The organism is Amycolatopsis sp. NPDC049252, from assembly GCF_043197175.1.
Taxonomy (GTDB): Bacteria; Actinomycetota; Actinomycetes; order Mycobacteriales; family Pseudonocardiaceae; genus Amycolatopsis.
The window spans coordinates 1-21477 of sequence record NZ_JBICSQ010000040.1; the positions used below are offsets into that span (position 1 = coordinate 1).

The window sequence follows — 21477 nt, forward strand, 5'->3', positions numbered from 1 at the left end:
GTTGTTTACAGCGGTGGGCTCTGCCGAGCCCCGGGGGGGGCGCCCCCGGCCGCCGCGCCCGCCTTGCCACCGGCGGCCGCGGCCCCGGCGGCGGCCGCACCGGCCGCCGCCGCGGTGGCCGCGCTCGCCTTGGCCGCGCCGATCGTCGCGAGGTAACCCAGCGCGGCGCCGCCCAGGACGATCGGGGCGATGATCGCGCGCAGGCCGCCGTTGACGTCGGCCAGCTCCGCGGCCAGCGCCCGGCAGTTGTCGCACTCGTCGAGGTGGCTCTCGACCTGGGCGCGTTCCCGCTTGGACAGCCCGTCGCGGGTCCACGCGCCGAGCCGCTCGGCGCAGGCGCGGCAGCGTTCCTCGGCGTTCTCCTGCAGGTGGACCTGCAGGTACGCCTGCCGCAGCCCTTCACGGGCGCGGTAGGCGAGCGCGGAGACGCCGTTCGCGGTCAGCCCCAGCAGCGGCGCGACCTCGGCCGGGCTCTGCTGCTCGATCTCGGTGTGCCAGAGCACGGCCTGCCAGCGTTCGGGCAGCCGCGCGAACGCCTTCGCGGCCATCGTCCGTTCGAGCCCGGCGACGGCGGTGTCGGAGAACGGGACGGTGAGCGCCTCGGCGGAGACGTCGGCCATGTCCTCGTTGAGGTCGACCCGGCGCTCCTTGCGCGTTCGGTCGTACGCAGTGTGGCGAAGGGCGGTCAGCAGGTACGCCCGGAAGGCGGTGTCCGGCCCCTTGCCACCACGGAGCGTGTCCAGCACTTTCGCGAAGGCCTCGGACACCAGGTCGTCGGCCTCGGAGCTCGAGCGGGCCAGCTGACGGGCGAGGTTGTGCGCCGCGCCGGTGTGGCGTTCGTACAGACCGCCGTACGACGCGATCTTCCCGGCGCGGACCTCCGCGATCAGCTCGGCGTCACTCTTTCCGCTGAGATCGGCGGGAATGGTGGACACGGCACTCCTCGGTCGGCTAAGGCCTGGACCTGCCATTACAGGCGGGCCCGGGTCACGAGGCAAGTGTGACTGACCCGGTCGGAACGGTCACGTCGTGGTGGGGGTGAAGACACCGACGGCGCAAGAAAATCACCCGCCCCTCACCGGGCCCGGAGAAAAGCTTCTTAACAAAACTGGTGAGTACGCCGTCACGGGGTACTCCGCCGTGCGTCCTCACCGTGAAGCACCGAGCAAGATCGACAAGTTCGACGAATGGGGCGGGTGGCCAGTGGATGTTCCGGCAACCGGTACGCGATCCGGCCCCGGTGACGTTCCGTCCACCGCCGAGCGCGACCGCTCCCTCCGCGCGCTGCGGGGGCGCTGGCGCACGGCGAGCCTCGCCGCGGGCTGGCGCTTCCCCAGCGACTGGGCGCTGCCCGAGGTCGACGCCGTCTGCGCGGCGGTGATGAACAAGGGCCGCGTCGAGGCCGCCGAAATCGCGCTGGCCGGGCTGGCCAGGGCCCGCGCGGCGGCCGGTGCCGGACTCGCCGAAACCCTCGCCGACCTGGCCGCGTTGCACGCGGTGCTCGACCACGCCGGTGACGGGTTCGTCTCGCCCGACGTCGACGCGACGCCGTCCCGCCTGCTCCGGATGACGGCGCTGGCCTGGGCGGACGTCGCCACCGACCAGCTCGTGCACACCGAGGTCACCGACCCGCTGACCGGCCTGCCCTCGGCCGCCTACCTGCGGACGCGGCTGGTCGAGGTCTACCAGGCCGCCACGGCGCGCGAGCGGCCGGCGGCCGAGGAACACATGTTGCTGGTCGTCTCGCTGGACCTCAGCACCGTCGCCGGTTTCCCGCGGCTGACCGGGATGATCCTGGTCGCGGACGCGCTGCGGGCGGTGTTCGACACCGGCCAGAGCGTCGCCTCGCTCGGGCCGTCCGTGGTCGCCGCGCTGGTGCCGCGGGACGACAAGGTCGCGTCCCACGGGGTCGCGCTGCGAAGGGCGTTGCACGAGCGGTTGTCGGTCGACGCGCAGCTGGCGGACGCCGGCCAGCCGCGCGTCTCGGCGGTGCGGTTGCCCACCACCCACGAATTGGCCTGCGACCTGCTGGCCCGGCTCGCGCGGGTGTAGAAAAGCCGGAAAGTCCGGTTCCGCCCGGACCCTTCTGACCTGAACCCGGGCCGCCATGATTTCCTGGTGAGGTGACCAGGACCGTTTCCACCGAGATCGACGGCGAAGTCGCGGCCAGATCCACGCACCGCCTGGCCCTGCGCAAGTCCATCGCCCGCCTGTCCGTGCGCCCGCGGTCGATCTTGATCCTGTCGGTGATCCCGCTGGTCGCGATCGGGTACGGCATCTGGGGCTGGCAGCACGACTGGGTGCTCGGCGTCGACAGCGCGGTCTACCGCGCGGGTGCGCTCACGCTGCTGCACGGCGATTCCCTCTACGACGCGAACACCCTGGCCAACGAGCCGTGGTGGGCGCTGCTGCCGTTCACCTACCCGCCGACGGCGGCGCTGATCTTCGTGCCGCTCGCGGCGTTCCCGACGCAGATCTCCTGGGGCCTGATCACCGCGATCTCGCTGATGGCGATGGCACTGTCGATCCGGATCGCGATCGGCGCCCTGCCCCGCCCGGCCGACGACGGACCGCGCTGGTGGGCCTCGCCCGCCCGCTCGACCATCGTGTTCTTCCTGGTCTTCCTCGGCCTCGAGCCGGTGTGGCGGACGATCTTCCTCGGCCAGATCAACCTGATCCTGATGGCCATGATCCTGCTGGACATGCTGGTCATCGGCGCGCGGGGGAGCCGCTGGGGCGGCGTGCTGGTCGGCGTCGCGGCGGCGATCAAGCTGACGCCGCTGGTCTTCCTCGGCCACCTGTTCATCACCGGCCGCCGCAAGGACGCGCTGCGCGGGCTGGCGACGTTCGTGCTGCTCCAGGGCCTGATGTTCCTGATCAACGCGCACGACGCGGCCAAGTACTGGACCGTCACGCTGCCCGACACCGGCCGGATCGGGCCGGTGCACTGGGCGGGCAACCAGTCGCTGAACGCCCTGATGAACCGGGCCACCGACCTCGCGCCGTGGGCGTCGAAGGCGGCGATGGGCATCGGCTTCCTGCTCGCCATCCCGGCGTTGTGGCTGCTCATGCGGTTCCACCGCAAGGGCCAGGCGCTGGCCGCGCTGCTGGTCACCGCGTTCTGGACGCTGCTGATCTCGCCGATCTCCTGGACCCACCACTGGGTGTGGGTGGTCCCGCTGATCGTGCTGCTGGTCTCGCGCCTGCCGAAGACGACCCCGGCGACGGCGTGGAAGCGCTGGGTCGGGACGTTCCTCGCGGCGTTCGTGTTCGTCAGCTGCGTGCTGCTGATCCTGCCCAACGGGCGCAACGTCGAGCTGCACTGGACGGTGTGGCAGAACGTCCTGGGTGACGCGTACATCCTGATGCCGGTCGTCCTCGCCCTCGCCCTGGCGCTGCGCTGGGGGCTGCAGCGGCGGGCCCGGAAGAAGGCGGCGGCCGGCGAGCATGTCGACGTCCCCACCGGCGTCTGAGGCCCGCACCGGCCGGGTTCTCGCCGGGGGGATCGCGCTTCTCGTTCTCGTCCTCGGCGTCGTCGCCTGGCTGGCCGGCTGGCACCTGGGCGCGGACAGCGCGGTGTACCGGGCCGGCGCGCTGACCCTGGTCCACGGCGACCCGCTCTACACGCGTGACGTGCTGACCGCGCTGCCGGACTGGGTGCGGCTGCCGTTCACCTACACCCCGGCCGCCGCGCCGCTGTTCCTGCCGCTCGCGCTGGTGCCGTCGGGCCTGGTCTGGGGCGTGGTCGCGGTTTTGTCGGTGGTCGCCCTTATGGTCGTGATCACGGTGGTTTCGTCGTCGCCGGGGCGCTCACTCGCGTGGTGGGCGCTGCCGGCGGGAACGGCCGCCGCTCTGGCGCTGGAACCGGTGTGGAAGACGCTGTTCCTGGGCCAGATCAACTTGATACTGATGGCGTTCGTGGTGCTGGACGTCCTGGTGCTCTCGGCGCGGCAGTCGCGCTGGGCGGGCGTGCTGATCGGCGTGGCGGCGGCGATCAAGCTCACCCCGCTGATCTTCGTGCCGCACCTGTTCTTCACCGGCCGGTGGAAGGACGGGCTGCGCGCGCTGGGCACGTTCGCCGTACTGGAAGCGGTGATGTTCGCGGTCATCCCGGTCGACGCGCTGCGGTTCTGGCGGGATTCGGCGACCGACCCGAGCCGGGTCGGATCGGTGCACTGGATCTTCAACCAGTCGCTCAACGGGCTGGTCAACCGTGCTTCCCACCTCGCGCCCTGGTCGCTGGCGGTGGCGGTCGGGGTGGCGGCGGTGCTGGCCGTGCCCGCGGTGTGGCTGGTGGTGCGGCTGCACCGGCGCGGTGAGGACGCGGCCGCCCTGCTCGTCACGGCGTTCTACGGCCTGCTGCTCTCGCCGGTGTCGTGGTCGCACCACTGGGTCTGGGCCGTGCCGTTGATCACGCTGCTGCTGGTGAAGGGCAGGCGCTGGGCCGCGGCGGCTGTCGCGGTGCTGTTCGCCTCGCAGGTGGTGATGCTGGTGCCCAACGGCGGTGACACGGAGTTCGGCTGGGGCCTGGGCTGGTCGGTCCTCGGCAACGTCTACGTGCTCGCCGCGGCGGCCGGGATCGTCGTGCTGGCGGCGCGTGAGGTTCGCCTGGTCCGGCGGTCACCGCAGGTGGTCACCGTTTAGTCGTTTAGGCTGAGCGCGCTATGGACAAACACACCGGTCTGCCCGTCGTGGGCATGGTGGGCGGCGGGCAGCTCGCCCGGATGACCCACCAGGCGGCGATCTCCCTCGGCCAGTCCCTGCGCGTGCTCGCCGCGGGTGCGAACGAAGCGGCGGGGCTCGTCGCGGGCGACGTCGTGCTGGGTCACCACACCGATCTCGAGGCGCTGCGCGCGTTCGCGGCCTCGGTCGACGTGCTCACGTTCGACCACGAGCACGTGCCCGGCGAGCACCTGCTGACGCTGGCGATGGAGGGTCACACCATCCGCCCGGCGCCGTCCGCGCTCGGCTTCGCGCAGAACAAGCTGGTGATGCGCGAGATGATGGCCGGCATGGGCGTGCCGGGCCCCGCCTTCGCCGAAGTGTCCTCTGTGGACGACGTGGTGAAGTTCGGCGGCGCGCACGGCTGGCCGGTGGTGCTCAAGGCGTCCAGCGGCGGTTACGACGGCCGCGGCGTCTGGATGCTGGACACGGCCCAGCAGGCCCGGGAGACCGTGCCGGGGCTGCTGGAAGCGGGCACCCCGCTGCTGGTCGAGGAGAAGGTGGCGATGCGGCGGGAGCTGGCCGCGCTCGTCGCCCGCTCGCCCTTCGGCCAGGGTGCGGCGTACCCGGTGGTCGAGACCGTGCAGTCCGGTGGCATCAACACCGAGGTCCTCGCCCCGGCGCCGGGCCTGTCGGACGAGCGGGTCCACGAGGCGCAGGATCTCGCGCTGCGCGTCGCGGCGACGCTGGACGTCACCGGGCTGCTGGCGGTCGAGCTGTTCGAGACCGACACCGGCCTGCTGGTGAACGAGCTCGCGATGCGGCCGCACAACTCCGGCCACTGGACGATGGACGGCTCGCGCACGTCCCAGTTCGAGCAGCACCTGCGCGCCGTGCTCGACTACCCGCTGGGCCGCACCGACATGGTCGCGCCCGCGTGTGTCATGGCGAACGTGCTGGGCGCGTCGGAGCTGCCCGGGATGGGGCCGGACGAGCGGCTGCACCACCTGTTTGCGCGGTACCCGGAGGCGCGGGTGCACCTGTACGGCAAGCAGGAGCGGCCGGGCCGCAAGCTCGGGCACGTGAACTTCACCGGCGACCGCATGGAGGACCTGCGCAACCGGGCCCTGCTGTCGGCGCACTGGCTGTCCCACGCCGTCTGGCTCGACGGCCACGAGATTCACTAGGAGATCAGGTATGGCGCCGCAGGTGGGCGTGATCATGGGCAGCGACTCGGACTGGCCGGTGCTGGAAGCGGCCGGCGCGGCGCTGGACGAGTTCGGCGTCGAGTACGAGGTCGGCGTCTACTCGGCGCACCGGACCCCGCAGCGCATGCTGGACTACGCGACGTCGGCGGTGGCCCGCGGCGTCCGGGTGATCATCGCGGGCGCGGGCGGCGCGGCCCACCTCCCGGGCATGGTCGCCTCGGCGACCGTCCTGCCGGTGATCGGCGTCCCGGTCCCGCTGAAGTACCTGGACGGCCTGGACTCGCTGCTGTCGATCGTCCAGATGCCGGCGGGCGTCCCGGTGGCCACGGTCTCGGTCGGCGGCGCGCGCAACGCGGGCCTGCTGGCGGTCCGCATCCTCGCCGCGTCCGACGAAGGCCTGCGGTCGAAGATGGCGACGTTCCAGCGCGACCTGGAGAAGCTGGTCCTGGACAAGGACGCGGCCCTGCGCGAGAAGACCGGCCACTGACCGGTCACCACGGCACGGTCTCGCCGTTGCGGTCCAGGTACTCGAGGCCGGGCTTGCCCTGCTTCGCCAGGAGCACGTCGACGATCAGCGGAACGCTCTCCTCCATGGTGAACGGCGCGTCCGGGCCACCGAGGGCCGTGCGGATCCAGCCGGGGGCCACGACGACGAGTGCGCGCTCGGCCTCGGACGGCCGGGCCGCGAAGCTGCGCATGAGCATGTTCAGCGCGGCCTTGCTGGCCCGGTAGACCTCGCGCGAGCCGGCCGTGTTGTTCGTGATGCTGCCCTGGCCGGACGACATCGCGCCGATGAGCCCGTCCGGCGGCACGAGGTCCCCGAGCGCCTCGATGACGCGCATCGGGCTGAGCGCGTTGGTGACCATCACGTCGACGAAGTCGGTGGTCGAGACCTCGCCGATCGGCGTCTGCGGGTTGTTGGTGGTCCCGGCGTTGACGAAGAGCACGTCGAGCCGCCGGTCCGCGAGCCGCTCGCGCAGTGGCGGCAGCTGATCGGGTTCGGTGATGTCGAGGTGCTCGATCTCGACGCGCCCGTCCGCGCGGTCCGCCAGGTCGTGCAGGGGTGTCCGGGCGGTGGTGTCCCGGACGGTGCCGATGACGTGCCACCCCCGGTCGGCGAGTTCGGCGGCGATCGCGTGGCCGAGGCCGCGCGACGCCCCCACGATCAGAGCGGTGGGGTTGGTCATTTCGTCTCCTTGGGTTCGGTCCCAGTCTCACCGCGATGACGTCGTTACGGCGTGTTCGCCGGGGTGATTTGTAGGATTGCCTCGACGTGAGGAGCATTGATGGCCGAATCCGTCGTTGCGTCGCCCGACGATGTGCGTCTCCTGCGGGCGCTCCAGGTCGCGCCGCGGGCGTCGTTCGCCTCGATTGCGGGCGTGCTCGGGGTCACCGAAGCCGCGGTCGGGCGGCGCTACCGGCGGCTGCGGGCCGACGGGGTTGTCCGGGTGGCGGGCATTGTCGATCCGGGAGCACTGGGCCAGAGCAAGTGGCTGGTGCGGCTGCGCTGCCGTCCCGGCAGCGGCGCGGCGATCGCCGACGCGCTCGCGAAGCGCGAAGACGTCAGCTGGGTGGCGCTCGGCGCCGCCGGCTCGGAGGTCACCTGCGCGGTCCGGTCGCGGACCCAGGACGAGCGCGACGACCTGCTCGGCCGGCAGCTCCCGCGCACGGCGGCCGTGCTGGACATCCACGCGTCCGCGATGCTGCGCCAGTTCATCGGCGGCCGTGGCCACTACTGGGCCGCCCTGCGCGGCACGCTGACGCCGGAGCAGGAAGCCGCGCTGGGCAGCGAGGGCGCGCCGTTCACGGAAGCCCCGGTGGTGGCCCGCGAGCCGGTGCACCTCACCTCCGAAGACGAGCAGCTGCTCGCCGTGCTCGCCGAGGACGGCCGCGCGAGCCTGGTCGACCTCGCCGCGGCGGCGGACCTCACGCCCGGGCGGGCGTCCCGGCGCCTGCAGACGCTGCTGGAGCGGCGCGTCGTCCACATCGACGTCGAGATCGCCGCGACGGCGCTGGGCTACCACGCCCGGGCGAACCTGTGGCTGCGCGTGCACCCGTCGGCGATCAAGAGCGTCGGGCGCGCGCTGGCCCAGCTGCCCGAAGTCGCCTTCGCCGCGGCGGTGTCGGGCCCGCACAACCTCCACGCGGTCGCGGCCCTCCGGGGCCTGGACGAACTGTTCGAGTTCACCTCCGACCAGGTCGGCTCGCTGCCGGGCCTGCAGAGCATGGAGGTCTCCCCGCTGCTCCGGCACGTGAAGCAGGCGGGCACCTTCCTCTCCGGCGACCGCCTAGCTTGAAAGCTGGTCGCGCAGCTGCCGTTTGAGCACCTTTCCCGCGGCCGACACCGGGATCTGCTCGACGACGTGGATTTCCCGCAACCGCTTGTAGGGCACGACCTTCTCGTTGATCGCGGCCATCAGCTCGTCCGCGTCCAGGTCTCCGCGCGGCACCACGAACGCCACCGGCAGCTCGCCGACCTCGGTGTCCGGGCGGCCGACCACCGCGGCCGCCGCGACGCCCGGCATCGTGATCAGCAGCTCCTCCAGCTCGCGGGGGAAGACGTTGTACCCCTTGTACAGCAGCATGTCCTTCTTGCGGTCCACGATGGACAGATAACCGTCCTCGTCGAGGATGCCGATGTCGCCGGTGTGGAGCCAGCCGTCGACCAGCGCGGCCGCCGTCTCCTCCGGTCGGTTGCGGTAGCCCTGCATGATCTGCGGGCCGCGCAGGCAGACCTCGCCGCGCTCACCCGCCGGAACCGGGTCCTCGCCGCCCTCGGCCGGGACGACCTTGACCTCCGTGTCGAAGATCGGGACGCCCACCGAGCCGACCTTGCGGGTGCCCGAGCGGTACGTCGGGGAGATCACCGCGCCCATCGTCGCCTCGGTGAGGCCGTAGCCCTCGGCGACCACGACACCCGGGAAGCGCTCGCGCAGCGCGTTGATCATCGCGTGGTTCATCGGCGCCGCGCCGGAGCCGATCGACCGCACCGAAGACAGGTCCGCGGTGTGGAACGACGGCGTGGCGAGCAGCGCGGCGAACAGTGCGGGCGCGCCGCCGAGGCCGGTGACCCGCAGCCGCTCGGCGTCGGCGATGTAGGCGGCCGGGTCGAAGCGCGCGTGGAGCACCGTCGTCGTGCCGGCGACGACCGCCGCGTTCATCCCGCCGATGATGCCCATCGCGTGGAACCACGGGGTCAGGTTGATCGCGACGCCGGTGCCGAGCCGCGACGGCCACTCGTCCTCGCTGCCGATCTGGTCGATCGTGACCTCGCCGTTCGCGTCGAGCGCCGGCACCGAGCCGGAGCCCCAGCACGAGTGCTGGAGCGTGTTGACCACGACGTTCCGGTGGGTCAGCCGCACGCCCTTCGACCGGCCGGTGGTGCCGCCGGTGTAGGCGAGGTGCGCGAGGTCTTCGTGGACGTCGATGGCGACGTCGGGGCGCGTTTCCGGCTGTCCGGCGTGGAACGCTTCGAACTCGACCTGGTCGTCGAGCAGGTCGCCCGCCGGGGCGACGACGACGGCGAACTTCGCCGGGATCCGGTCGGCGACGCTCGCCAGCGCGCCCGCGACCGGCCCGAACGTCACGACGGCCGCGGCCTCGCAGTCGGCGAGCTGGAACGCGAGGTCGTCCGGCGGGAGCAGCGGGTTGGTCGGGCTGAAGGTCGCCCCGGCCAGGAGCGTGCCGTAGTAGGCGATCGGGAAGGCCAGGCAGTTGGGCAGGTGCAGGGCCACCACGTCGCCGCGGCCGATGCCGCGCTCGCGCAAGGCGTTCGCGAACCGGCAGGCGGCCCGGTAGGTCTCGGCGAAGGTGAGGCTGTGGCCGTCCTGGGCGAAGGCGGTCCGGTCGCCCCAGCGCGCGGCACCCGCGGCGAGGATCGAGCCGACCGGGACTTCGGGGTAGTCGAGGGAGGTGGGCAGACCGGGCGGCGTCGTCGGCGCGGTGAGCGGCATCACTCGACCATACGAATTCTGCGGTCAAGGACACAAGGACGACGGCGGACGCAGTCAGTGAACGAGCGCTAACATCGACGGAACCCTCCCGACGTCGTAGAGAAGGTGACCGGAGTGACCGACGGCCTGTACCAGCTTGCCGAGGAGCACGAGGAGCTGCGGGCCGCGGTCCGGGCTCTGGCCGAGAAGGAGATCGCGCCGTACGCGGCCGAGGTCGACGAGAACGAGCGTTATCCGATCGAGGCGTACAACGCGCTGGTCAAGTCGGGTTTCAACGCCGTCCACATCGGCGAGGAGTACGACGGCCAGGGTGCGGACGCCGTCGGCGCCTGCATCGTGATCGAAGAGGTCGCCCGGGTCGACGCGTCGGCGTCCCTGATCCCGGCGGTGAACAAGCTGGGCACCCAGCCGATCATCCTGTCGGCCTCGGAAGAGCTGAAGAAGCAGGTTCTGCCCTCGATCGCGTCCGGCGAGGCTTCGGCTTCGTACGCGCTTTCGGAGCGCGAAGCGGGCTCGGACACCGCGTCGATGCGCGCCCGCGCGCGGCTCGACGGTGACCACTGGGTGCTCAACGGCACCAAGTGCTGGATCACCAACGCGGGTGAATCGACCTGGTACACCGTGATGGTCGTGACCGACCCGGACGCGGAGAAGAAGGCCAACGGCATCTCGGCGTTCGTGGTGCACAAGGACGACCCGGGCTTCTCGGTGGGCCCGAAGGAGAAGAAGCTCGGCATCAAGGGCTCCCCGACGCGCGAGATCTACTTCGAGAACTGCACGATCCCGGCGGACCGCATCATCGGCGAGCCCGGCACCGGCCTGAAGACGGCGCTGCGCACGCTCGACCACACCCGCCCGACGATCGGCGCGCAGGCGCTGGGCATCGCCCAGGGCGCGCTGGACGCGGCGATCGCGTACGTCAAGGACCGCAAGCAGTTCGGCAAGGCGATCGCGGAGTTCCAGGGCGTCCAGTTCATGCTGGCCGACATGGGCACCAAGATCGAGGCGGCCCGCCACCTGGTCTACGCCTCGGCGGCGGCGAGCGAGCGCGGCGACAAGCGCGCGGGCTTCATGGCCTCGGCGGCGAAGACGTACGCGTCGGACATCGCGATGGAGGTCACGACGGACGCGGTCCAGCTCTTCGGCGGCGCCGGCTACACCCGCGACTTCCCGGTGGAGCGCATGATGCGCGACGCGAAGATCACCCAGATCTACGAAGGCACCAACCAGATCCAGAAGGTCGTCATGGCCCGCGCCCTGCTCAAGGGCTGACTCCCGGCGAACCCCGAACGCCCCCGGCACGCCCTCGTGCCGGGGGCGTTTTCGTGTCGCCGAGCGCGCGCCGGGAGGGTCACCGGCGCTGGGCTCGATGCCGCTTCAGGAGCGCCGTCATCTTCGCTGGGTCCTTCGCGCCGTTGAGCTCGGCCAGGAGGTCGTCGGGGCACAGTTCGTAGTGGTCGCCCCACCAGCGACGGCCCTTGGTGTCCCAGATCCGGTAGCCGCCCGGTACGCCCCTCGCCACGTAACGCCGCCTGGCCATGCCGGGAGCCAACTGCGCCGCGGCTGGGTCGTCAACGCGGTTTTTGTCATGTTCGTGAGTGTCACTAACCTCACCTTGTGTCACTCATAGCAGGTCAATGGCCGAACGAAAATCACTCACCAGGGGGAGTGTCCGGACAAGTTACTCGCGCGTTAATGAGGGTGGTGATGCAAGTCACTGTCGATTCACAGAGAGGTGAATTGGATGGGCTTGAGGACGCGCAGGTGGCTGGTAGCCGGGATGGCCGTGACAGCCGCGCTCGTACTGGGGGCCACCACGGCCCAAGCAGCGGTCAGAGAACCCACCGGGCCCGTGCAGCCCAACATCCTCACCGCCGCCGTCTACTCGCTCGGGGCGCCGACCATCGCGCCGCCGGGGACGAACGACTGGAACTGCAAGCCGTCCAGCAAGCATCCCAATCCCGTGCTGCTCTCCAACGGGACCACCGCCAACGCCTACGAGAACTGGGCGAACCTGTCGCAGAAGCTCGCCAACGCCGGGTACTGCGTCTTCGCCGGGAACTTCGGCGGGGCACCCGGCAGCTTCCTGCAGACCGTCGGGCCGATCGCCGACACCGCGAAAGCGCTTGCCGCCTTCGGGGACAAGATCCTGAACGCGACCGGGGCGGCGAAACTCGACGTCGTCGGGCACTCGCAGGGCGGGATGAACATCCGGTACTGGATCAAGTACCTCGGTGGCGCCGGCAAGATCAGCCGGCTCGTCGGGCTGTCGCCGTCCAACCACGGCACCGACCTCTTCGGCCTGCTGAGCACGCTCGAAATGATCCCGGGGGTGCCCGCCGCGCTGGGCACCGTGTGCCAGTCGTGCAACGAACAGGCCGTCGGGTCGGCCTTCCTCACCGACCTCAACGCCGGCGGGGAAACCGTCGACGGCATCCAGTACACCGTCATCCAGACCCGCTACGACGACGTCGTGACGCCGTACACCAGCGCGTTCCTGCCGGCGAAACCGAACGTGAAGAACATCCTGCTGCAGAACGTCTGCGGGCTCGACTTCACCGACCACCTCGGCATCACCTACGACCCGGTCGCCCAGGGGCTGGTGCTCAACGCACTCGACCCGGCGCACGCCAAGACGCCGCCCTGCGTGCCGGTGCCGCCGGTGATCAGCTGAGCTTCACCACATGAGACATAACCCACCGCCGGGGCGGATTTTCGTCCCGGCGGTGTCACGCTCGAAGCATGTACTGGCCGGTCCCCGCGTCCTGGACGCCCCGTGACGACGCCGAGCTGGTCGCCGGCTGGCGGCTGTGGCTCGAGCTGGCCGACCGCGCCTGGCCCACGGCCGCGTGGGACGGCACCCCGGCCGGCGCCGTCCGTCAGCTGCGGGACCTGCTCGCGGCCTGCGACGAGATCGAGACGTCCTACCGGGACGCCACCGACGTGCCGTCCGCCGGGTTCCTGCGGCTCGTGCAGGGGCTCGTCGTCACCGCCGGCTCGGCGATCGGGCTCTGGTGGGACGACTTCGACCAGCTCGACGGCGAACGCGCCGCGTTGCTGCACGACGACCTCGCGCGGTTCGGCGAACAGGCGGAGCAGGTGCTGACGCTGCTCGCCGTCCACGGCGGCTGGACCCGCCTCGACGAGGTGCGCCGCCGGTCCGCCTAGGGCTCGGTGAGCGTCGGGTCGGTGCCGCCGCCGTCGACCGGCAGGAACTTCGTGCCGCCCAGGACGTCCACCAACGGCGCGTCCAGCGTCAGCTGCCGGTCCGGCCCCAGCTCCCAGCCGAGTTCGACGACGAGGTCGACGTGCTCGCGGCGCTCGATCCGGTGCGCGACGTCCGGGCCGTCGAGCGACCACGCGCCGTCGATCGCCATCCGCAGCCGCGCGGTGAGGCGGCCCGGGCCCGGGGTGCGCCAGTCGAACCGGTGGACGGCGAACGCGCTGCTCCAGCTCGTCCAGTACTGCCAGCCGGTGCCGTCCGCGCGGAAACCCAGTTCGGTGTACTCGGGGGAGCCGGGATCCAGTGCCGACTCCGACCAATAACCGACCAGCCGCGCATCCATGCGGGCATCGTCCCATCACAGTGGGCGATTAGGCCGCATGGCGCAGCCGATCGGGCTTCGCAATGGGTACCCACCAGGCATGAACCGGACAGCGGCCACGGCCCACAGAGGCGAAAAGACCGATACCGCGCAGTTGCTCGGCCGGGTCGGCATGGCCTGTTACGGCCTGGTCCACCTGGTCCTCGCCTACCTCGCCCTGCAGGTCGCGTTCGGCAGCGGTGAGCAGGCCGATCAGAAGGGCGCCCTGCAGGAGATCGGCTCGAAGGCGTTCGGGCAGGTTCTGCTCTGGGTGCTGGCCCTCGGACTGGTGCTCTTCGGCCTGTGGCAGTTCATGATGGCCGCGGTCGGCTACACGTGGGTCAGCGGCGGCAAGCGGACGCGCAAGCGGATCGGCGCCGGCGCGCGCGGCGTCGTCGTGATCGCGCTGGGCTTCTCCGCCTTCAAGATCGCCATCGGCAGCGGCAGCGGGGGATCGAGCAACCAGACCCAGCAGGAGTTCACGGCCAAGCTGCTGCAGCTCCCGTTCGGCCCGGCGCTGGTGGTCATCGCCGCCGCGGCCGTGCTCGGGGTCGCGATCGCGTCCGGCGTCAAGGGCGTCAAGAAGAAGTTCCTGGAAGACCTCGACATGACCGACCTGCCGGGCAAGTCCAAGCGCTGGGTCACCTGGCTCGGCCAGGCCGGCTACCTCGCCAAGGGCGTCGTGCTGGCGATCGTCGCGATCCTCCTCGCCTACGCCGGGTTCAACGCCGACCCGAACAAGGCCGGCGGGCTGGACGCCGCCCTGAAGACGCTCGCCGCCCAGCCCTTCGGCACCGTGCTGCTGACCGTGGTGGCCCTTGGCCTCGCCGCGTTCGGTGCCTACTGCTTCGGCGCGGCTTGGGCGCACAAGCGCTGACGCGCGCCTCCTCGCGATCGTCCCTGTCGGTTCCCTGTCGATCACCCTCCGGCGCTTCGATCACGGGTGCCGGGTGCCCTACTTTGGGTCGGGTCAGTTGAAATTTCACCGATCGGGAGTGGGACCGGATGTTCGGACGATTCAAGGACGTGGCCCTGTTGCTGGGGAGGATCGGCGTCGCGGTCGTCTTCCTCGCGCACGGGATCCAGAAGTGGAACAACGGCGTCGACGGCACCGCGAAGTTCTTCGCGATGACGGGCATCCCGATGCCGACGGTCGCCGCGATCTTCGCCATGACCGTCGAGATCCTCGGCTCGATCGCGTTCATCGCCGGGTTCCTGCTGCCGCTGGTCGGCGTCGGCTACGTCGTGATTTCGGTCGGTGCGCTGCTTTCGGTGCACATCGACAACGGCCTCACCGGCCAGGGCGGCTACGAGCTGGTCCTGGTGCTCGCGCTCGCCGGGCTCGCCCTGGGCTTCAACGGCGGCCGCATCTCCCTGGACCACCTGCTGTGGGGCCGCAAACGCGCCCGCCGCGAGTCCGAAGTGGGCGAACTCCAGAACGCCTGACCCGTAAAGCCGTGAATGGCCCATTGAGGGACTTCAAGTCCCTCAATGGGCCATTCATGGACATCAGGCGGAGAGGTCGGCGGTTGTGCGCTCGGCGTCGCGGCGGGCGGACAGCTTGGCCGGGTCCGCGTTGCTGACGTGCACCAGGTGGGCGCCGGCCGCGAGGGGGACGAGCAGGCCGTCGAGGATGCCCTCGGGGCCGCTCCAGTCGCGTGTGGACAGTACGCGGTCGTCCGCGCTCAGGCCGAGTTTCGACGCGCGGCCGCGGGCTTCCGCGAGGATCTCGTCCACAGTGGAGTCGAACAGCGCGGCCGTGTCGCCGGGGATCGGGAAGAGCGGCCGGTACTGGTCGCCCGCCATCCGGGACTCGGTCAGGTAGTCGAACGCGCCGCCGCCCGGCGGCTCGTCGAGGCCGCGGCCCATCGGGTCCAGTGTCACGACGGCGGTCGCGGTCGCGCCCGTCGGTTCGGGGTCGTCCGGCCCGACGAACGCCACCCGCGCGCCCGTGCCCTCGGTCACCACTCGGGCACCGCACCACCACGCCCCGAGCAGCACGCCGACGGTCTGCCAGTGCGCGGGGAGCTGCACGGCCACCGCGTCGCCCGGTTCGATGTCGAACTCCTCGGTCAACCAGTTGGCCGTCTTCGCGGCCCAGTTCACGGTCGTCGCCACGGACAGCTCGACGCGGCTGCCGAGCTGGTCGTCGTAGTGGGTGATCAACGGCTTGGCGGGCGAGGCCTGCAGCGGCCGCAGCAGCTCGTCGGTGAGGCTCATGCGCCAAGGCTAAAGCGCGGACCACGTGCCTCGCCGGTTGACACCGGTTCGCCGCCGTGAGTAGCTTTGCTTTGCAAGCAAATATAATAGAGCGACTGGGGAATCCTCATGACCATCCTCGTCACCGGCGCCCGGGGCAACGTCGGCCGCGCCGTGCTCGACGCGCTCGTCGCCGCAGGTCAGGACGTGCGCGCGTCGAGCCGCGACGCCACCACGCTCGACGTCCCGGACGGCGTCGCGAAGGTGAGCGCCGACCTGGAAAGCCCGGAAACGCTCGAAGCCGCGCTCGACGGCATCGGCTCGGTGTTCCTCTACACGCAACGCCAGGGGATCGACGGCTTCGTGAAGGCGGCCGAGGCGGCCGGCGTGCGGCACGTCGTGCTGCTGTCGTCGGCGGCCACGCTGGAACCGCGGTCCGCGCAGAGCCGCATCGCCCGGCTGCACCGCTCGGTCGAGGAAGCGCTTGCCGCGGCGCCGTTCGCCGAGACCGTGCTCAACCCCGGCGCGTTCGCGACGAACACCCTGGGCTGGCGCCAGGACATCGCGGAGGGCGTGATCCGCACGGCCCACCCGGATTCGCGGATCGGCGCCATCCACGAGCGCGACATCGCCGACGTCGCCGCGCGGATCCTGCTCGACGGCTCGCACACCGGAGAAGCGCTCGCGCTCACCGGCCCGGAGCCGATCTCGTTCCGCGAGCAGGCGGCGGTCCTCGCCGACGTCCTCGGCCGGCCGCTCGCCGTCGAGGAGCTGACGCCGGAGCAGGCCGCCGAGCGGATGGTCGCGCTGGGCTTCCCGCCCGAGGTGCCGCCGGAGATCCTGCGCTCCTGGGCGCGGACCACCCGCGAGCCGTCGCTGGTCACCGACGTCGTCCGCGCCGTCACCGGCGCCGCGCCGCGCACCTTCCGCCAGTGGGCCGAGGAGCACCGCGCCGACTTCAGTTGACGCAGGTGACCCCGGGGGAGGCTTGGAGCAGCGGCGCCGCGGCGGGGGCGGCGCCGCTGCCCGAGCCACCGCCCGCGGGGGTCGTCGCGCGCCCGGCCAGTCCGGCCACGAACTCCCGGACCGCGTTCGGGTCGACCTCGACGATGCTCTGACCGTCTTCGCTGCGGCCGTTCGCGGTGATCACCGGGATCGTCGCGAACTCCAGGTCGCCGGACGCGAGGCCCTTCGCCTGCTGCGCGAACTGCAGCAGGTCGAGCCCCGGGTCGAGGGTGAGGGACCGGTGGACGACGTCCACCAGGTTGTTCAGCGTGCCCGGGCTGGTCAGCGTCCCGGCCGAGAGCACCTGGTGCAGCGCGGACGACAGGAACGCCTGCTGCCGCACGATCCGGTCGAGGTCGCCGCGGGGGAGGTTCTTGCGCTGCCGGACGAAGGAAAGCGCTTTGCCGCCCGAGACGGTCTGCTCGCCGCGGCGGAAGTCCGCGCCCGAGTCCTTGTCCTCGGTCGCGTGGTTGAGGCACACCTTGACGCCGCCGAGGGCCTCGGTGAGCAGGTAGAAGCCCAGCAGGTTGACCTCGGCGTAGTGGTCGACGCGCACCTGCGTGAGGTCCTGCACGGCCTGCACCAGGACCCGGCGGCCCTCGGTGTCGGAGTCGCGCTCGATCTTCGCCTGGTCGCGCTCGCCCTGCGCGCGCAACGTCTGGGCGTAGTGCGCCTTCGCGATGCCGTACGCCGAGTTGATCTTGGCCTTGCCCCGGCCGGGGATCTCGGTCCAGGTGTCGCGCGGAACCGAGACGGCGGACGGCTTCGCGCCGTTCTTCGGCACCCGCAGCAGGATCACGGTGTCGGTGTTGACGGCGCCGTTGTTGGCTTCGGTGCGCAGCTCGCGCAGGACCCGCGTCGGCAGCACGTTGCCCTGTGCGTCCGTCCGCGCGTCGCTGCCGACGAGCAGGATGTCGTCCGCGCCGTCGTCGGCGGGCGGCGGCGCGGGCTCGCCCGCCCGCGGGGTGAGCGCGTCGGTCGTCGGGACGTTGCTCTGCAGCTGGTCCTTCGTGACGTAGGCGTAGCCGCTCGCGCCGAGCGCGATCAGGGACACGAGGCCGACGGCGATCCGGCGCGTCACCCGCCCGGCGCGGCGCGCGCGGGACGCCCGGGGAGCGGGCACGGGCACGGGCTCTTCGGGCGGCGGCTGCCGCGGGAACGGCGATGGCTTCCACTGGGCCGTGTCGCTCTGCGTCACCGGTTCTGCGGTCGGCTCCGGCTGTTCCTGGTCGTCATCCACCCCTGGTTCCCTCCCCCCGACCACACTGCGTACTCAGTCTAGTTGACGCAGGGGACGTCGCCCGCCGTGATCGGCGGCGCGGCGGGGGCGGAGCTCGGCGGGGTGGAGGTCTGGACCGGCGGCTTCGACGGCGTCGACGGCGACGTCGACGTCGGCGGTGCGCCACCCGGCCCGGCGGACGGGTTCTTGAAGTCCTTGCCCAGCAGGACGCGCACGTGCCCGGCGGCGACGTCCTTGTCCGGTTCGGCCTGGACCGCGGTGCCCAGGACCTGCTTGACCAGGCCCAGCGCGGTCTCGTCGGCCGGGTTGTACCGGACGACCGTGGTGGTGCGGGTGCTCAGCTTCTGGTCCGCGGGCAGCGTGAAGCCCTTGCCCTGCAGCAACGTGTGGGTCTGGGTCGCCAGCGTCGCCGTGCCCGAGCCGTCGAACAGCTCCACCGTGACGGCGTTCGCGCCGGGCAGCTGCGCCGGCGTCGGGGTCGCCGGGGCGTCGCCGTCGAACGTCAGGCGCGTCACCTCCGCCTGCACCGCGGCCGGGTCGACGCGCAGCACGTCGGCGCCGCCGATCACCGCGTTGCCCTGGGTCGGGATGGTGTGGAACTCGATGTTGCCGCCGGTGAGGCCGCGCATCTGCTCGGCGAACTCGGTCAGGTCCCAGCCCTGCGAGACGACGACGGACTTCTTCACCGCGCTCACCAGGTCGGCGATCTTCGACGGGCTGGTCAGCACGTCGGTCGAGATGACCTTGCGGGCGAGCCCGGAGAGGAACGCCTGCTGTCGGGCGATCCGGTCGAGGTCGGCGTTGGGCAGGTCGTAGCGCTGGCGGACGAACGCGAGCGCCTGCACGCCTTCGATGGTCTGGCGCCCGCCCGGCAGGTCCACCCCGGACTTCTTCTCCTTGACCGGGCCCTTGAGGCAGACCTCGACGCCGCCGATCGACTTGGTGATCTCGTAGAAGCTCGCCAGGTTGACCTCGGCGTAGCGGTCGATCATGCCCGGCTTGCCGATGAACTTCTCGAGCGTGGCGATGAGGTTCTTGCGCCCGGCGACCTTCGCCTGCGCGTCGGCCTGCTTCAGGTCGGTCATGCCCTGCCGCTGCAACGTTTTGTACGTGTCCGTGTACGCGTAGACGAACGCGCTGTTGAGCTTGTGCTTGCCGTACCCGCCGGCCAGCTCCACCCAGGAGTCGCGGGGGAACGAGATCGCGATGGCGTGCTTCCCGTTCTGGGGGATGTGCACCAGGATCATCGTGTCGGTGTTCAGCTCGCCGTCGGAGACGCCGGCGTGCAGCATGTCCAGCACCTCGCGGGGCAGCGGGTTGCCCTGCGCGTCGGTGCGGCTGTCCTGGCCGACCAGGAGGATGTCGATCGCGCCGTCGAGGGGCTTGGCGTGCGCCTCGGTGTCGGCGAAGACGTTCGTGGTGGTCAGGCCGGTGTTCGGGTCGCCGATGAAGTGCCAGCCGTACCAGGTCAGGGCCAGGATCGCGACGGAAAGCAACGACACGACCACCTTGCCGCCGCGGCGGGCGAAGATGGCGACACCGTGGCGACGGCGGCCCGGGACGGGCGGCGCAGGCCAATCGGTCACGCGCTTCCTCCCCTGTGAACCCCGTGCTTCCCCCAGGGCACCCCTGTGCCTCCACCCCAGACTGTACTGAGGGTGTTGTGGGACCTCCGTAGGCTGGGGGCCGGTTGCCCCCGCCGGGGGCCGAGGAAAGGCGGGAAGATGCGGGTCCTGGTCACCGGTGGTGCGGGCTTCATCGGGTCGCACTACGTCCGGCAGGCGCTGAGCGGCGCGTACCCGGCGCTGCGTGACGCCGAGGTTGTCGTGCTGGACAAGCTCACCTACGCCGGCAACGAAGCCAACCTGGCCCCGGTCGCCGCCGACCCGCGGCTGCGGTTCGTCCGCGGCGACATCTGTGACACCGCCCTGGTCGCCGAGGTCATGCGTGGTGTGGACCTCGTGGTGCACTTCGCCGCGGAGTCGCATGTGGACCGCTCGATCCTCGGCGCCGCCGACTTCGTGCTGACGAACGTGCTGGGCACGCAGAACCTGCTGCAGGCGGCGCTGGAGGCCGGGGTCGGCAAGTTCGTCCACGTGTCCACCGACGAGGTGTACGGCTCGATCGAGACCGGCTCCTGGACCGAGGACCGGCTGCTGGAGCCGAACTCGCCGTACTCGGCGTCGAAGGCGTCCTCGGACCTGGTGGCGCGCTCGTTCTTCCGCACCCACGGGCTGCCGGTGTGCATCACCCGGTGTTCCAACAACTACGGTCCGTACCAGTTCCCCGAGAAGGTCGTCCCGCTGTTCGTGACGAACCTGCTCGACGGGCGGAAGGTGCCGCTCTACGGCGACGGGCTCAACGTCCGTGACTGGCTGCACGTGGACGACCACTGCCACGGCATCCAGCTGGTCGCCGACGCCGGCCGGCCGGGCGAGATCTACAACATCGGCGGCGGCACCGAGCTGACGAACCGCGAGCTGACCGAGCGGTTGCTCGCGGCGCTCGGGGCGGGCTGGGACAGCGTCGAGCCGGTCGAGGACCGCAAGGGTCACGACCGCCGGTACTCGGTGGACATCACGAAGATCGGCGAGGAGCTGGGGTACGCTCCGCGCGTGTCCTTCGAGGACGGTCTGGCCGCGACTGTGGCCTGGTACACGGACAATCGCGCGTGGTGGGAGCCCCTGGCGGAGCGGGCCGCGCTCAAGAAGTAGAGGATGTGCTCGTGCGGTTGACGGTGCTCGTGCCCGGTGGTTCCGGACAGCTCGGCCGGGATCTCGCCGCGCTTTCGGGCGAGGACGTGGACGTCGTCGCGCCGGGGTCGGCGGAGCTCGACGTCACGCAGACCGGCCAGGTCCTGGCGGCGGTCGGCGCACTGGCCGACCGCGCGCGCGAGGCGGGCTCGGCACCGGTGGTGATCAACGCGGCGGCCTACACCGCGGTCGACGCGGCGGAGACGGACGAGGAGCGCGCGTTCGCGATCAACGCCGACGGCCCGCGCGTGCTCGCCGCGGCCTGCACGGCCCGCCGGGTGCCGCTGATCCACGTCTCGACGGACTACGTGTTCCCGGGTGATGCCTCCGCGCCGTACGAGCCTTCGGACGAGCTGGGCCCGCGAAGCGCGTACGGCCGCACGAAGGCGGCGGGCGAGGACGCGGTGCTGGGCTCGGGCGCGTCGTCCTGGGTGGTGCGCACCGGCTGGCTGTACGGCAAGTCGGGCACGAACTTCGTGAAGACCATGGCGCGCTTGGAAGCCTCGAACCCGGAACTGTCCGTTGTGGACGACCAGGTCGGCGGTCCCACGTGGACGGCGGACCTGGCGGCGGGCCTGCTGGAGCTGGCGTCCCGCGTGGCTTCGGGCGACGGCCCGGAACAGCGGATCCTGCACTGCACGAACGCGGGCTCGGTCAGCTGGTGCGGCTTCGCCCGCGCCGTCTTCACCCACCTGGGCGCGGACCCGGCGCGAGTCAAGCCGTGCACGACGGAGGAGTTCCCGCGGCCCGCCCCGCGGCCGGCCTATTCGGTGCTGTCACCGGCTTCCTGGAAGGAAGCCTGGCTGACGCCGCTGCGTCCGTGGGAAGAAGCCCTGGACGCCTACTTCGCGGCTCCCTGACGTCCCGGCTCTG

The 21477-nt window shown here is 71.3% G+C and carries 21 protein-coding genes and 1 pseudogene; 14 read left to right on the top strand and 8 right to left on the bottom strand.

The features are described from left to right. Positions 1 to 20: 20 nt before the first annotated feature. A pseudogene (locus tag ACGFMK_RS31060) lies at positions 21 to 935 on the bottom strand (sigma-70 family RNA polymerase sigma factor); the annotation flags it as partial. 268 nt (positions 936 to 1203) lie between these two features. On the opposite strand from ACGFMK_RS31060, the gene ACGFMK_RS31065 reads away from it, so the two are divergent. From ACGFMK_RS31065 to purE, 5 genes are all read left to right on the top strand, one after another. Further along, positions 1204 to 2052: a GGDEF domain-containing protein gene (locus ACGFMK_RS31065; RefSeq protein ID WP_392770628.1), complete on the top strand. Its 849-nt coding sequence runs from the start codon at positions 1204 to 1206 to the stop codon at positions 2050 to 2052. 71 nt (positions 2053 to 2123) lie between these two features. Next, a complete protein-coding gene (locus ACGFMK_RS31070; RefSeq protein ID WP_392770630.1) occupies positions 2124 to 3473 on the top strand; it encodes a glycosyltransferase 87 family protein in 1350 nt (449 codons plus the stop codon). Then, complete coding sequence (locus tag ACGFMK_RS31075; RefSeq protein ID WP_392770633.1) at positions 3448 to 4644, top strand: glycosyltransferase 87 family protein; 1197 nt, start codon at positions 3448 to 3450, stop codon at positions 4642 to 4644. The genes ACGFMK_RS31070 and ACGFMK_RS31075 overlap by 26 nt, the downstream gene beginning before the upstream one ends. A 20-nt stretch (positions 4645 to 4664) precedes the next feature. Next, on the top strand, positions 4665 to 5849 hold the full coding sequence (locus tag ACGFMK_RS31080; RefSeq protein ID WP_392770636.1) for a 5-(carboxyamino)imidazole ribonucleotide synthase: 1185 nt from the start codon (positions 4665 to 4667) through the stop codon (positions 5847 to 5849). A gap of 10 nt (positions 5850 to 5859) precedes the next feature. Next, positions 5860 to 6357, top strand: a complete 498-nt coding sequence (purE, locus tag ACGFMK_RS31085) for a 5-(carboxyamino)imidazole ribonucleotide mutase (RefSeq protein WP_392770639.1) — start codon at positions 5860 to 5862, stop codon at positions 6355 to 6357. 4 nt (positions 6358 to 6361) lie between these two features. Here the strand turns inward: purE and ACGFMK_RS31090 are convergent, their stop codons facing one another. After that, a complete protein-coding gene (locus ACGFMK_RS31090) occupies positions 6362 to 7057 on the bottom strand; it encodes an SDR family oxidoreductase (protein ID WP_392770642.1) in 696 nt (231 codons plus the stop codon). Positions 7058 to 7156: 99 nt separating this feature from the next. Between ACGFMK_RS31090 and ACGFMK_RS31095 the strand changes: the two genes are divergently transcribed. After that, entirely contained in the window at positions 7157 to 8167 is a 1011-nt protein-coding gene (locus ACGFMK_RS31095; protein ID WP_392770645.1) for an Lrp/AsnC family transcriptional regulator, read from the top strand. Here the strand turns inward: ACGFMK_RS31095 and ACGFMK_RS31100 are convergent. Continuing rightward, positions 8159 to 9823, bottom strand: a complete 1665-nt coding sequence (locus ACGFMK_RS31100) for a class I adenylate-forming enzyme family protein (RefSeq protein ID WP_392770647.1) — start codon at positions 9821 to 9823, stop codon at positions 8159 to 8161. The two genes, ACGFMK_RS31095 and ACGFMK_RS31100, sit on opposite strands and share 9 nt — an antisense overlap. 114 nt (positions 9824 to 9937) lie before the next feature. Here ACGFMK_RS31100 and ACGFMK_RS31105 point away from each other — a divergent pair, with 114 nt between their 5' ends. Then, entirely contained in the window at positions 9938 to 11095 is a 1158-nt protein-coding gene (locus tag ACGFMK_RS31105; protein ID WP_392770650.1) for an acyl-CoA dehydrogenase family protein, read from the top strand. A 79-nt stretch (positions 11096 to 11174) separates the two neighbouring features. Here the strand turns inward: ACGFMK_RS31105 and ACGFMK_RS31110 are convergent, their stop codons facing one another. Next, positions 11175 to 11363, bottom strand: coding sequence for a hypothetical protein (locus ACGFMK_RS31110; RefSeq protein WP_392770652.1), 189 nt, complete (start codon positions 11361 to 11363; stop codon positions 11175 to 11177). Positions 11364 to 11567: 204 nt separating this feature from the next. On the opposite strand from ACGFMK_RS31110, the gene ACGFMK_RS31115 reads away from it, so the two are divergent. Both ACGFMK_RS31115 and ACGFMK_RS31120 read left to right on the top strand, forming a co-directional pair. Beyond that, a complete protein-coding gene (locus tag ACGFMK_RS31115; protein ID WP_392770655.1) occupies positions 11568 to 12497 on the top strand; it encodes an esterase/lipase family protein in 930 nt (309 codons plus the stop codon). A gap of 68 nt (positions 12498 to 12565) precedes the next feature. After that, entirely contained in the window at positions 12566 to 12991 is a 426-nt protein-coding gene (locus ACGFMK_RS31120) for a hypothetical protein (RefSeq protein WP_392770657.1), read from the top strand. On the opposite strand, the gene ACGFMK_RS31125 is transcribed toward ACGFMK_RS31120, so the two are convergent. Further along, entirely contained in the window at positions 12988 to 13389 is a 402-nt protein-coding gene (locus ACGFMK_RS31125) for a hypothetical protein (protein WP_392770659.1), read from the bottom strand. The two genes, ACGFMK_RS31120 and ACGFMK_RS31125, sit on opposite strands and share 4 nt — an antisense overlap. Positions 13390 to 13468: 79 nt before the next feature. On the opposite strand from ACGFMK_RS31125, the gene ACGFMK_RS31130 reads away from it, so the two are divergent. Together ACGFMK_RS31130 and ACGFMK_RS31135 are read left to right on the top strand one after the other, a co-directional pair. Further along, positions 13469 to 14284, top strand: coding sequence for a DUF1206 domain-containing protein (locus tag ACGFMK_RS31130; protein WP_392770661.1), 816 nt, complete (start codon positions 13469 to 13471; stop codon positions 14282 to 14284). A 128-nt stretch (positions 14285 to 14412) separates the two neighbouring features. Further along, a complete protein-coding gene (locus tag ACGFMK_RS31135; RefSeq protein ID WP_392770664.1) occupies positions 14413 to 14853 on the top strand; it encodes a DoxX family protein in 441 nt (146 codons plus the stop codon). Positions 14854 to 14916: 63 nt separating this feature from the next. On the opposite strand, the gene ACGFMK_RS31140 is transcribed toward ACGFMK_RS31135, so the two are convergent. Then, positions 14917 to 15627, bottom strand: coding sequence for a TIGR03089 family protein (locus ACGFMK_RS31140; RefSeq protein ID WP_392770666.1), 711 nt, complete (start codon positions 15625 to 15627; stop codon positions 14917 to 14919). A 108-nt stretch (positions 15628 to 15735) separates the two neighbouring features. On the opposite strand from ACGFMK_RS31140, the gene ACGFMK_RS31145 reads away from it, so the two are divergent. Further along, positions 15736 to 16572 carry an NAD(P)H-binding protein gene (locus tag ACGFMK_RS31145; protein ID WP_392770669.1) on the top strand — a complete coding sequence of 279 codons (837 nt, stop codon included), beginning with the start codon at positions 15736 to 15738 and terminating at the stop codon, positions 16570 to 16572. Here ACGFMK_RS31145 and ACGFMK_RS31150 read toward each other — a convergent pair. Further along, complete coding sequence (locus tag ACGFMK_RS31150; RefSeq protein ID WP_392770671.1) at positions 16565 to 17851, bottom strand: LCP family protein; 1287 nt, start codon at positions 17849 to 17851, stop codon at positions 16565 to 16567. The genes ACGFMK_RS31145 and ACGFMK_RS31150 overlap by 8 nt on opposite strands. A gap of 38 nt (positions 17852 to 17889) precedes the next feature. Beyond that, positions 17890 to 19437: an LCP family protein gene (locus ACGFMK_RS31155; protein WP_392770674.1), complete on the bottom strand. Its 1548-nt coding sequence runs from the start codon at positions 19435 to 19437 to the stop codon at positions 17890 to 17892. 138 nt (positions 19438 to 19575) lie between these two features. Here ACGFMK_RS31155 and rfbB point away from each other — a divergent pair, with 138 nt between their 5' ends. Beyond that, positions 19576 to 20565, top strand: a complete 990-nt coding sequence (gene rfbB / locus ACGFMK_RS31160) for a dTDP-glucose 4,6-dehydratase (protein WP_392770677.1) — start codon at positions 19576 to 19578, stop codon at positions 20563 to 20565. 5 nt (positions 20566 to 20570) lie between these two features. Continuing rightward, on the top strand, positions 20571 to 21464 hold the full coding sequence (gene rfbD, locus ACGFMK_RS31165; RefSeq protein WP_392770679.1) for a dTDP-4-dehydrorhamnose reductase: 894 nt from the start codon (positions 20571 to 20573) through the stop codon (positions 21462 to 21464). The last annotated feature ends 13 nt before the right edge of the window (positions 21465 to 21477 follow it).